The organism is Polaribacter sp. (assembly GCF_049276715.1).
In the GTDB taxonomy this organism is placed as follows: Bacteria; Bacteroidota; Bacteroidia; order Flavobacteriales; family Flavobacteriaceae; genus Polaribacter.
In genome coordinates, this window is the sequence record NZ_JBASWY010000005.1 from 154253 (window position 1) to 166386 (window position 12134).

Consider the following 12134-nt stretch of genomic DNA (forward strand, 5'->3'; position numbering starts at 1 on the left):
TTTAATACTTCAATCGAAATTGAATATACGTAATCCATTTACCAACTTCTAAATATTGGTTTTCATAAAACGTTTGCGTTTCCGTAACTTCTTTTGGAGCACCTTCGTTCTTATAAACATTATGATTCGAATATAAAATTTCATGACCTTCTCCATGTAACAACCCTAAAGTATAACCATGCATAAACTCAGAATCTGTTTTTAAATTTACAATACCCTGTTCTTTTAAAATAGTGTGGTATTTTTTTAGAAAGCTAGAGTTTGTCATTCTATGCTTTGTTCGCTGGTATTTTATTTGAGGATCTGGAAATGTAATCCAGATTTCAGAAATTTCATTCTCTGCAAAAATAAAATCTACCAACTCAATTTGAGTTCTTACAAAAGCCACATTGCTTAAGTTTTCTTCGATAGCAGTTTTAGCACCTCTCCAAAAACGAGCGCCTTTAATATCGATACCAATATAATTTTTATTCGGATTTTTACGAGCTAAAGCAATTGTATACTCGCCTTTTCCACAACCAAGCTCAACAATAATTGGATTATTGTTTTTAAAAAAAGAATGCCATTTGCCTTTTTGAGAAAAGTTATTTATAACTTCTTCTCTAGTTGGCTGAATGACATTTTTAAACGTTTCATTTTCGTTGAAACGCTTTAATTTATTTTTACTTCCCAAGTTGTAGGTTTAAGCTCTGTCTTCTGTTCCTTCTTTTACGAACTTTCTAGACTCTTTCATCCAATAATAAAAAAGACCTAATAATACTGCTAAAAAAAGCCAATTAATTCCATTAGACAACCACCAACCGAAATCTGCTGTGGCAACATCTAATCTTAACTTATTAAAAGGGATGAACAAAAAATCGGTAAATAAACTACCAATAAATCTAAAAATATTGCTTGCTATCATAACTTAATTATCTTTACACTGCAAAAATAACAAAAGAAACAATGCTAGCCAATTTTTTAAACAAATCTAAACCAATCAATTTTATAGGTTTGTTGGTTTTCTTTTTTTTGGTCTATGTAATTACGGTTTCTTCAAACTTTTTTTTGCCTGGTTTTTCTGCTGATAAGCTCATAAAAAGCACTTTTTTGTTAATCTTATTTTTTAGTGTTTTTTTTATGTACAACTTTATCGTGGCAAAAAATAAATTAACACACGACAATTCTTATGCTTACTATTTATTTACGCTATTAATCATTACATTTTTATCTGAAATATTAGATTATAAAACATTAATTTTAATGTTTATCTATCTACTTTTTGTTCGGAAAATTTACAGTTTACGATCATCAAAAAAAGTTTTAGAAAAACTTTTTGATAGCAGTTTTTGGTTGGGAGTTTTGTTTTTATTGGAGTCTAATTTTTTAGTTTTATTTCTACTAATTTACATTGCTGCATATCTGCACAATAAAATTACCATTCAAACCCTTTTGGTTCCTGTATTGGGTTTTATGACTCCTATATTCTTGTATTTTACCTATTTGTTTTGGTTTGATAAAATAGAAAGTTTCTCTAATTTATTTATTTTTAATATCAATTTTGATGTTCAATTTTACTTAAAATCCAGCCATTTTTGGTTGCTACTAATGTTGCTGGTTTTAATAATTTTTTCGATCTTTTCTAAATCTATAAAAACATTAAGAATTAATAATACATTTAAAAAAAGCTGGATTTTAGTGATTTTTAATTTCTTAATTTTAATTTTATTCATTCTTATCTTCCCTGCTAAAAATAACTCTGAAATTATTTTTATACTGTTTCCTATATCTATCATTTTAGCCAATGGAATTGAGCTAATTCAAAAAAAATTAATTAAAAATTTGGTACTTTATTTCTTGCTTTTAGGCGCTATTTTTTATCATTTCTTTTTATAGTTTTTCGCCAAAAGCCAAATCTCCAGCATCTCCTAAACCAGGAACTATATAACCTTTGTCATTTAAAACATTATCTATTGTAGCAATCCATAAATGAGTGTTTTCTGGAAAATTTTTTTCAATAAAAGCAACTCCTTCTTTAGCCCCAATTACTGCTATAATATGAATTTCTTTTGGGTTTCCATGAGATTTAATAGCTTCGTAAACAGCTACCAAACTTTGTCCAGTGGCCAACATTGGATCTGCCAACAACAATGTTTTATTTTCTATTTCTGGTGAGGCAAAATACTCTACTACGATTTCAAAATCTTTGTTATTATTTGGGTGATGTCTGTATGCAGAAATAAAAGCATTTTCTGCTTTATCAAAATAATTTAAAAGGCCTTGATGTAAAGGCAAACCTGCTCTAAGAATGGAACATAAAACGATATTATTGTTAGATAATGTCATTTCCTTTTTACCTAGAGGAGTTTCTACAAAAGTATCAGAATAAGAAAGGTTTTTACTTAACTCATACCCCAAAATTTCGCCTATTCTTTCTATATTCCTTCGAAAACGCAAAGAATCTTTTTGAATATTTTTATCCCTAATTTCTAATATAAAAGTGTTTAATATAGAATTGTTTTCGCAAATGTGATGAATTGTCATTCTTTATAGTTTTTATCCCTCCAAAATAATGATTTTGGTTTTAATAGAACCCAAAATAAAAAATAATCCTCAACTTTGTTGCTTGTTAAAATAAATAATGAAAACAAGAAATTTAGCATTTATAGCTGTTTCTATTGCTACCCTAATTTACGGTTTAAATTACACCATTGCAAAAGATGTAATGCCCACATATGTAAAACCTTTCGCCTTTATTTTATTAAGAGTTTCTGGAGCTACCATCGTTTTTTGGATCGCTAGTTTATTTGTAAAATCAGAAAAAATTGACAAATCAGATTTTAAGAAGATTTTTATAGCTTCTTTCTTTGGTATTGCTTTAAATATGTTAGCCTTTTTTAAAGGATTAAGTCTAACCACGCCAATAAGCGCCTCTGTAATGATGGTTACTTCTCCAATAATGGTGCTTATTTTTTCGAGTATTTTAATAAAAAAAGGAATTGAAAAACAGAAAATTTTAGGAGTTTTTATTGGTTTAATAGGTGCCATTTTGCTAATTATTTATGGCAGTTCTTCAAACAATGCTTCTACTAATAGCAATTGGGGCAACTTTTTAGTATTTATAAATGCAGCTTCTTATGGTTTGTATTTAGTTTTAGCCAAAAATTTAATAGCAAAATACCATCCAATTACCTTTATAAAATGGCTTTATTTATTTGGGTTAATATTAGTAATTCCTTTTGGTTTTAATGAGTTACAAGAAATTGAGTGGCAAAAAATACCTGAAAATATTTATTGGAGTATTGGTTTTGTGGTGGTTTTCACTACGTGTATAACGTATCTTTTTAATCTCTATGGTTTATCGAAATTAAAACCAACTACTGTAGGTGTTTTTATTTACTTACAGCCAGTAATTGCAACAATGTATGCCTTGTTTATGGGGAGCGATTCTTTAAATTTAGTGAAGATCTCTTCAACACTACTCATATTTTTAGGTGTCTATTTAGTTACAAAGAGAACCAAGAAATAAAGCAAATAAAAGGTATATTTGCACTTCATTTAAAACAATGTTTGTATGATTCAATCTATGACTGGTTATGGAAAATCGGTATTACAATTACCTACCAAAAAAGTAACCATAGAAATAAAATCTTTAAACAGTAAAAATTTAGATTTAAACGTTCGAATTCCTTCTTATTACAAAGAAAAAGAATTAGATGTAAGAAAAAAACTGGCGAGCACCTTAGTTCGTGGAAAAATAGATTTCTCCATTTTTGTAGAAATGACAGCAGATGAAACCTCAACAACCATAAATCATGGTGTTGTAAAACACTATATGCAACAACTAAGAAATGTTGTTCAAACAGGTAGTTCTGATGATATTGCTCTGCTAAAAATGGCAATTACAATGCCAGATGCTTTAAAAACAGAACGTGAAGAACTAGATGAAAACGAGTGGAATTTAATTAATATTAATATTGATGAAGCTCTTACAAATATTGTACAATATAGAATTGACGAAGCTGCTTCTTTAGAGATTGATTTTAGAGAAAGAATTGCAAATATAAAAATGTATTTAGAAGAAGTCTACTCTTTTGATGCAGATAGAATTAATAATGTAAAAGAGCGTTTGCAAAAGGCGATTGACGATTTAAAAGTTGAAACAGACCAAAACAGATTTGAACAAGAACTGATTTATTATCTCGAAAAATTAGATATTAATGAAGAAAAAGTGCGTTTGGCAAATCATCTAGATTATTTTTTACAGACATTAGAAACACCAGATTCTAATGGAAAAAAGCTAGGTTTTATTGTACAAGAAATGGGAAGAGAAATTAACACAACTGGTTCTAAAGCCAATTTTGCACCTATGCAAAAAGCAGTTATTCAAATGAAAAACGAACTAGAGCAAATTAAGGAACAAATATTAAACGTTCTTTAAGCTTAGGTTTTAATTATAAATACTGATACAAGTTCAGGATAACAAAATTAATTATGGACGATAATTTTGTAGGTAAATTATTTGTGTTTTCAGCACCTTCTGGTTCTGGTAAAACAACTATTGTTCGCCATTTATTACAACAAGAAAAATTTAATTTAGAATTCTCAATATCAGCAACTTCTAGAGAGCCAAGAGGCTTTGAAAAAAATGGTATAGACTATTATTTTATAACTTTAAAAGAGTTTAAAAACCATATTAAAGCAGATAATTTTTTAGAGTGGGAAGAGGTGTATAGAGATAATTTTTACGGAACTTTAAAAAGTGAAGTAGAACGTATTTGGGCACAAAAAAAACATGTTATTTTTGATATTGATGTTGCAGGTGGTTTAAGAATTAAAAAGAAATTTCCAAAACAAACGTTAGCCGTTTTTGTAAAACCCCCAAGTATAGATGAATTAAAAATTCGACTAAAAAAACGCAAAACAGAAAGCGAAGAAAAGATAAATATGCGTATTGCAAAAGCCTCTATTGAGTTAGCAACAGCACCTCAGTTTGATAAGATTATTAAAAATTACGATTTAGAAGTTGCCTTAAAAGAAGCAGAAGATTTGGTAGATACTTTTTTAGGATTATAAAGAGAATAAAGAATAGAGAAACAAGAAAACAGATGAGAAAATAGCATCAAAAAGAAGCCTTTTTTCTTTCGTGTTTTTTCTAATATCTTTTAAAAATGAGTAAAATAGGTTTATATTTTGGCACTTTTAATCCAATTCATATTGGTCATTTAATCATTGCAAATTATATGGTTGAAAATTCTGATTTGGATGAAATTTGGATGGTTGTAACACCTCACAATCCATTTAAAAAGAAAAGTTCATTATTAGAAAATCATCATAGATTTGAGTTAGTTTACAGGGCTACAGAAAGTTACCAAAAAATTAAACCATCAGATATTGAGTTTAAATTACCTCAACCAAATTATACAGTTCACACGTTAGCACATATTTCAGAAACCTATCCTGAGAAAGAATTTTGCCTAATAATGGGTGAAGACAATTTAAAAAGTTTTCATAAATGGAAAAATTATGAAACTATTTTAGAACATCATCATTTATATGTTTATCCAAGAATTGCTGAAGGAGAAGTAGAACATCAATTTAAACTTCATCCGAAAATTCATAGCGTTGATGCCCCAATTATTGAAATTTCATCGACTATGATTCGAAAAGGAATTAAAGATAAAAAGAATATAAGGCCACTTTTAACCAAAGAAGTTTGGAATTATATTGATGAGATGAATTTCTATAAAAAATAGATTTACTATTTTTACGTTAACGCTAAATAATCCTCAAAAAATACTTTGTGAAAAAAAAGATAAAAAAAAGATCTATTCTAAAACAAAAACTAGTTGATAAATACAGATTAGTTGTTTTAAATGAAGATACTTTTGAAGAGCGTTTCTCTTTAAAACTTTCGCTTTTAAACGTTTTTGTATTAGGTGGTGTGCTTTCTTTTCTGCTAATATTTATCACCACATTTTTTATAACTTTTACACCCATAAAACAATTTATTCCTGGTTATTCTTCTACAGAATTAAAAATTAAAGCTAGCAAGTTGGCTTTTGAAACAGACTCTTTAAAAAGAAAATTAGATGTTTTAGAAGATTATACTAGAGCTTTACAACCTATTCTAAGAGGAGATATTAAGGCAGATTTTATTGACACATTATCCACTGAAACAGAGAAGGTTTTTATAAAAGATAGTTTGTTAAACGCTTCTAGAGAAGACTCTTTGTTTAGAGAAAAAATAGAAAGTCAAGATCGTTTTCCTATTCAAAATAGAGCTTTAGAAAAAGTGAAGGTTGTGTTTTTTGCTCCCTTAAATGGTAACATTTCTGAAGGTTTTGAAACGAAATCAAAACACCTTGCTATAGATATTGTTGCTCCAAAAAACACCCCAATTAAAGCAGCTGCAGATGGTGCTGTAATTTTTTCTGGCTGGACAACAGAAACAGGTTACGTAATTATTTTAAAACACGCCAGCGATTATATTACTGTTTATAAACACAATGGAAATTTACTAAAACAACAAGGAGATTTTGTAAAATCTGGTGAAGTTATTGCAAGTGTAGGCTCTACAGGCGAATTTACAACAGGACCTCATTTACACTTTGAGCTTTGGAGTGGAGGTTATGCAGTAAATCCTTTAAATTATATTGATTTTAGATAATGAGCATCAAATCATTTTTTGCAATTCCATTTGCCAAAATAGCTACCAAAAAAGTGTTTAAATGGGCAAATAATCCACATAAAACGCAAGAAAAAGTTTTTAGGAATCTAATTACTCAAGCGAAGCTTACAGCCTTTGGTAAAGACCACGATTTTAAAAATATTGTTTCATATAATGATTTTAAAAAGCGAGTAAAAGTAACAGATTACGAAGGTTTAAAACCCTATGTAGATAGGGTTGTTGCTGGAGAATCTGATGTGCTTTGGAAAGGAAAACCACTTTATTTTGCAAAAACTTCTGGCACAACTTCTGGTGCAAAATACATACCAATTACCAAAGAATCGATGCCAACGCATATTAAAGCTGCAAGAAATGCTTTGTTATTTTATATTGTAGCAAAAAATGACGCAAGTTTTGTGAATGGCAAAATGATTTTTTTACAAGGAAGCCCTATTTTAAGCGATAAAAATGGAATAAAATTAGGCAGATTAAGTGGAATTGTTGCACATTATGTACCTAAATATTTATTAAAGAATAGGTTGCCAAGTTGGGAAACTAATTGTATTGAAGATTGGGATAGCAAAGTAAATGCAATTGTAGAAGAAACCATCAACGAAGATATGTCTGTAATTAGCGGAATTCCTTCATGGGTGCAAATGTATTTCGAAAAACTGATAGAAAAAACAGGTAAATCTGTTTCAGAATTATTTCCAAATTTTAACTTTTTCATTTATGGTGGGGTAAATTTTGAACCTTATAAAAACAAGTTCGAAAGTTTAATTGGCAAAAAAATAGATTACATAGAACTCTATCCTGCATCAGAAGGTTTTATTGCATACCAAGATTCTCAAACAGAAAAAGGAATGTTGTTGCAATTAGATTCTGGAATCTTTTATGAGTTTATACCTGCATCAGAATTTTTTAATGAAAACCCAACAAGAATTTCTCTAAAAGATGTAAAAACGGGCGTAAACTATGTCATCATTCTAAATACAACAGCGGGTCTTTGGGGTTATAATATTGGAGATACCATTGAATTTACATCCGTAAAACCCTACAGAATTAAAGTTACAGGAAGAATTAAACATTTCATCTCAGCCTTTGGCGAACACGTTATTGGTAAAGAAGTGGAAAAAGCTTTAAATGACTCTATATCAGGTACAAATATTAATATTAGTGAATTTACAGTAGCACCACAAGTGAATCCAAAAAATGGTTTACCTTATCATGAATGGTATATAGAATTTGAAAGTGATCCAAAAAATTTAGAGGATTTTGCATCTAAAATTGATGCTTCTATGCAAGCCCAAAACATTTATTATTTCGATTTAATTAAAGGGAAAGTTTTGCGTCCTTTAATCATCAGAAAAGTAAAAAAAGGTGGTTTTCATGAGTATATGAAATCGATTGGTAAATTTGGTGGGCAGAATAAAATTCCGCAATTATCTGATAATAGAAAAATTGCAGAGGTTTTAGAAAATTTTTTAATTGAAGAATAACAAAAATAGAAAAAATGGGAGGAGATTATTTATTTATAATATTAGCAATAGCTTTGGTTATTGTATACTTTTATAACAAATTTAGAAACAGACGTTAATGAGCACAATTAGAATTACAAAACAATTCAACTTCGAAACCGGCCATGCATTATATGGTTATGATGGTAAATGTAAAAATGTTCATGGGCATTCTTACAAGCTTTCTGTAACCGTTTCTGGCAAACCAATTAAAGACAATACCAATGTAAAATTTGGAATGGTGATAGATTTTGGCGATTTAAAAAAAATTGTAAACGAAGAAATTGTTGATGTTTTCGACCACGCAACTGTGTTTAACAAAAACACACCCCACGTAGAATTGGCAAAAGAATTAATGGATAGAGGACATGACGTTTTATTAGTAGATTACCAGCCAACAAGTGAAATGATGGTGATAGATTTTGCTAAAAAAATAAAGAAAAGATTGCCAGAAAATATAAAGTTACACTCTATAAAATTACAGGAAACAGAAACTAGTTTTGCAGAATGGTTTGATAGTGAAAATTAATTTTAGCTTAAAACCAATTTTTAATTTTAAGAAATTTCTTTATAAATAGTATCTTTGAAAAAAAATTAAAATTATGAAAAAATTAAAAATAATATTTATCCTGTTTATTGCTGTTTCACTTCCTAGCTGCAGTGATGGAGATTCTAAAACAATTGCTTTCGATTTTTCGGTTGCGAATGTTTCTGGTTCTTATAAATTAAAAACTCTAACCGCAAACTTAACAAATACAGCTGTCACGCAAGGTGTGGTTGCACCAATATCTACAGCTACAGAAATTGGCGATACTTTTAATGCTAACTTAACATTAAATGCAAACGGAACTTTTAATTTAAAAGGTAATTATAGAATTGTAACAGCTGTAACTCCAACTGGAGGATCCACAACAAATAACGCAGAAATTATAATTTTGGATGACTCTGGAACTTACACCATAAACGCACAAACAAGAACCATTAGTTTTGCATCTACAAATACTCAACTTTTAGAGGGAGAGTATAAAGTAACTATTTTTAGTGAAACTACGCTTTCTTTAACCCAAGCATCTACTGAAGTAAATGGAGGAATTACCACTAAAACAGATGCCACAATTGTTTTTGATAAACAATAAAAAATAATTTCATATAAAATAAATCAATCTTATTCAAGGTTGATTTATTTTATTTAGAGCAATTACTTCCCATTAAATTCATTCATCGTTTTTGCCAAACCAATAGTGCCAAAAGAAGTAATTACTTTTGATGATGTTGGTAAACGTTCTATTAATAGGCTAGTTTCTTCTTTATTCCATTCTCCTAGTACATAATCTACTTGTCGTCCTTTAGAGTAATTACTCCCAACACCAAATCTAAATCTGGGATAGACATTAGTGCCTAATTTCTCTTGAATATCTTTCAATCCATTATGGCCACCATCACTTCCTTTTGCTTTAATTCTGATGGTTCCAAAATCGATATTTAAATCATCTGTAACTACTAATAAATTATCTACAGAAATTTTTTCTTTATCCATCCAATATTTAACTGCTTTACCACTTAAATTCATAAAAGTACTTGGTTTTAAAAGGATAAAAGTTCTTCCTTTAAAACGAAAAGTGGCAATATCCCCTAACTTGTCAGTTTCGAAAGTAACATTATGTTCTTCTGCAGCTTCATCAACAATTTTAAAACCAATATTATGACGTGTATTTACATATGTATCTCCAACATTACCCAAACCAACTATTAAAAACTTTTTCATTAACTCTTCTTTCGATTCAACCTTACTTTTAAATAATTTAAAAAAGAAATGTTTAAAATTCATTTTTCAAAAATAAGGAGAAAAAAATTATTTGCTCTTTTTTAAATACTATTATATACTTTAAAAAATAGATATAAAAAAAAGCGTTACTAAAATAGTAACGCTTTTATAATAAGTATTAAGAAATTTATTCTGCTGCAGTTTCTTCTGTTTCTGCTGCATCAACTCCTTCTTCTTCTTCTTCATCCTCTTCTACTGCAACACCTGCATTACGTGAAGTTCTTACTTGAACTACAACAGTATTGTCTGGGTGCATAAACGTATAATCATCATTAAATAATGAAGTTATAAATAATTTATGTCCGATTTTTAATTTAGAGATATTTGCAGTTACAAAATCTGGTAAATTAGCTGGTAAAGCTTTTACTTTAAGTTTACGGTTTGTAAAACGTAAAGATCCACCATTTAAAACCCCAGGAGACGTACCTGTTAATTTCACAGGAATGTTCATTGTAATTTCTTTATCATCAAAAAGTTGATAAAAATCTACATGTAAAATACCTTCTGAAACCGGGTGAAATTGAATGTCCTGCAAAATTGCAGAAATCTTTTGTCCATCAACATTAATACTTGCAGTATAAACATTCGGAGTGTATACCAAATTTTTAAACGCTTTTTCTTCTGCTGAAAAGTGTATTGGTTGTTTTCCTCCGTAAATAACGCAAGGAACCATTCCAGCATTACGTAAGGCTTTAGTCGCAACTTTGCCCACGCTTTCTCTTTTTGATCCTTTAATTGTAATTGATTTCATTACTTTTGTTTAAATTAATTTTTACATTAAAAATTGTCCACTTATTGATGTGTTATCCTGTACTTTGTGCATAACATCAGCGAATAAGGGCGCGCAAGATACAACTTTTATTTTAGAAGTCTCTTTTTTTAGTGGAATTGTATCAGATACTATTAATTCTGTAAGTGCTGAATTTTCTATTTTTTCATACGCTTTTCCAGAAAGTATTGGGTGTGTACAAACTGCACGTACACTTAATGCCCCTCTTTCTTTCATTAAATTAGCTGCATGTGCAAGCGTACCACCAGTATCAATCATGTCATCAACTAAAATTACATTTTTGCCTTCGACATCACCTATTAACTCCATATGTCCGATTACATTTGCTTTTTTACGTTGTTTATAACAAATTACAACATCGCAAAGTAAGTGTTTGGAATAGGCGTAAGCTCTTTTAGAACCACCCATATCTGGTGATGCTATTGTTAAATTATCTAAATTTAAGTTTTTGATATATGGTAAAAATATAGTTGATGCGTACAGATGATCTACAGGTTTTTCAAAAAACCCTTGAATTTGATCTGCATGTAAATCCATAGTCATAATTCTCGTAGCTCCTGCAGATTCTAATAGTTTTGCAACTAATTTCGCTCCGATTGCAACTCTTGGCTTGTCTTTTCTGTCTTGTCTTGCCCAACCAAAATAAGGCATAACTGCTGTTATATGTCTTGCTGATGCTCTTTTTGCAGCATCTAACATTAATAACATTTCCATTAAATTATCTGCATTTGGAAATGTAGATCCTATGATAAAAATTCTTCTTCCACGAATTGATTCCTCAAATGCTGGTTGAAACTCTCCATCACTAAAATAGGTTGTGTGAACTTTTCCCAACTCTGTATTATACTCTTTAGCTATTTTTTCTGCTAAAACCATACTTTGCCTGCAAGCAAAAAGTTTTGGAGCAAGTTGACTAGTTATCATAAAATGAGTTTTTTTGATGAGTTTTGTAAGTCTACAAAAGTAGAAATTATTTATTGAGTTTGGAATTAAATTATAGACTTTAAGATAAAATATTTTAATACATTTGCAAACCAATAATGAATGACTATTGCTCAAGTGGCGGAATTGGTAGACGCGCTGGATTCAAAATCCAGTTCTTTCGGGAGTGTGGGTTCGATTCCCACCTTGAGTACTTTTAAAAACCTTAACTACTTTATTATAAGATAGTTGAGGTTTTTTATTTTATAAAATAACAACCATTTGACAACGATTTGCAAATAACTCACTTTTTTACATTAGAAAAACAGATTAAAAAAGATTAATTAATTAAAGTTTTTGAAGTAAAAATTAAATAAATATCATTAATGATTTGAATATTTGTTGAATTCTAAACATTGAGTTACTAATCTT

The 12134-nt window shown here is 29.4% G+C and carries 15 protein-coding genes and 1 tRNA gene; 10 read left to right on the forward strand and 6 right to left on the reverse strand.

Going from position 1 to position 12134, the window contains the following annotated elements:
- Position 1: 1 nt before the first annotated feature.
- A complete protein-coding gene (trmB, locus tag WAO74_RS01085) occupies positions 2-673 on the reverse strand; it encodes a tRNA (guanosine(46)-N7)-methyltransferase TrmB (RefSeq protein ID WP_422158948.1) in 672 nt (223 codons plus the stop codon).
- Positions 674-682: 9 nt separating this feature from the next.
- Positions 683-904 (reverse strand): DUF6341 family protein, encoded by a 222-nt coding sequence (locus WAO74_RS01090; protein WP_422158949.1) that lies wholly within the window; start codon positions 902-904, stop codon positions 683-685.
- A 41-nt stretch (positions 905-945) separates the two neighbouring features.
- Between WAO74_RS01090 and WAO74_RS01095 the strand changes: the two genes are divergently transcribed.
- Positions 946-1875, forward strand: coding sequence for a DUF6427 family protein (locus tag WAO74_RS01095; RefSeq protein WP_422158951.1), 930 nt, complete (start codon positions 946-948; stop codon positions 1873-1875).
- Here the strand turns inward: WAO74_RS01095 and upp are convergent.
- A complete protein-coding gene (gene upp, locus WAO74_RS01100; protein WP_422158953.1) occupies positions 1870-2523 on the reverse strand; it encodes a uracil phosphoribosyltransferase in 654 nt (217 codons plus the stop codon). The two genes, WAO74_RS01095 and upp, sit on opposite strands and share 6 nt — an antisense overlap.
- 97 nt (positions 2524-2620) lie before the next feature.
- Between upp and WAO74_RS01105 the strand changes: the two genes are divergently transcribed.
- The 8 genes from WAO74_RS01105 to WAO74_RS01140 all read left to right on the forward strand — a co-directional run bounded on the left by WAO74_RS01105 (position 2621) and on the right by WAO74_RS01140 (position 9302).
- Positions 2621-3508 (forward strand): DMT family transporter, encoded by an 888-nt coding sequence (locus tag WAO74_RS01105; RefSeq protein WP_422158955.1) that lies wholly within the window; start codon positions 2621-2623, stop codon positions 3506-3508.
- Between the two features lie 57 nt (positions 3509-3565).
- The gene (locus WAO74_RS01110) at positions 3566-4420 is read left to right on the forward strand and encodes a YicC family protein (RefSeq protein ID WP_422158977.1); all 855 of its coding nucleotides are present in this window, start codon (positions 3566-3568) and stop codon (positions 4418-4420) included.
- Between the two features lie 53 nt (positions 4421-4473).
- A complete protein-coding gene (gmk, locus tag WAO74_RS01115; RefSeq protein ID WP_422158957.1) occupies positions 4474-5055 on the forward strand; it encodes a guanylate kinase in 582 nt (193 codons plus the stop codon).
- A gap of 95 nt (positions 5056-5150) precedes the next feature.
- A complete protein-coding gene (nadD, locus tag WAO74_RS01120) occupies positions 5151-5735 on the forward strand; it encodes a nicotinate (nicotinamide) nucleotide adenylyltransferase (protein WP_422158959.1) in 585 nt (194 codons plus the stop codon).
- A 47-nt stretch (positions 5736-5782) separates the two neighbouring features.
- Positions 5783-6649 carry a M23 family metallopeptidase gene (locus WAO74_RS01125; protein ID WP_422158961.1) on the forward strand — a complete coding sequence of 289 codons (867 nt, stop codon included), beginning with the start codon at positions 5783-5785 and terminating at the stop codon, positions 6647-6649.
- Positions 6649-8148, forward strand: a complete 1500-nt coding sequence (locus WAO74_RS01130; RefSeq protein WP_422158963.1) for a GH3 auxin-responsive promoter family protein — start codon at positions 6649-6651, stop codon at positions 8146-8148. Before WAO74_RS01125 ends, WAO74_RS01130 begins: the two co-directional genes overlap by 1 nt.
- Positions 8149-8245: 97 nt before the next feature.
- Positions 8246-8695 (forward strand): 6-pyruvoyl trahydropterin synthase family protein, encoded by a 450-nt coding sequence (locus tag WAO74_RS01135; RefSeq protein ID WP_422158964.1) that lies wholly within the window; start codon positions 8246-8248, stop codon positions 8693-8695.
- A 73-nt stretch (positions 8696-8768) separates the two neighbouring features.
- Positions 8769-9302 (forward strand): hypothetical protein, encoded by a 534-nt coding sequence (locus WAO74_RS01140; protein WP_422158966.1) that lies wholly within the window; start codon positions 8769-8771, stop codon positions 9300-9302.
- Between the two features lie 62 nt (positions 9303-9364).
- Here the strand turns inward: WAO74_RS01140 and pth are convergent, their stop codons facing one another.
- The 3 genes from pth to WAO74_RS01155 form a co-directional block, all read right to left on the reverse strand.
- Positions 9365-9931 (reverse strand): aminoacyl-tRNA hydrolase, encoded by a 567-nt coding sequence (gene pth, locus WAO74_RS01145; RefSeq protein ID WP_422158968.1) that lies wholly within the window; start codon positions 9929-9931, stop codon positions 9365-9367.
- 187 nt (positions 9932-10118) lie between these two features.
- Entirely contained in the window at positions 10119-10742 is a 624-nt protein-coding gene (locus WAO74_RS01150) for a 50S ribosomal protein L25/general stress protein Ctc (protein WP_422158970.1), read from the reverse strand.
- A gap of 21 nt (positions 10743-10763) precedes the next feature.
- A complete protein-coding gene (locus WAO74_RS01155) occupies positions 10764-11705 on the reverse strand; it encodes a ribose-phosphate pyrophosphokinase (protein WP_422158971.1) in 942 nt (313 codons plus the stop codon).
- A 129-nt stretch (positions 11706-11834) separates the two neighbouring features.
- Between WAO74_RS01155 and WAO74_RS01160 the strand changes: the two genes are divergently transcribed.
- Positions 11835-11916 (forward strand) — tRNA-Leu (locus WAO74_RS01160).
- Positions 11917-12134: the final 218 nt, after the last annotated feature.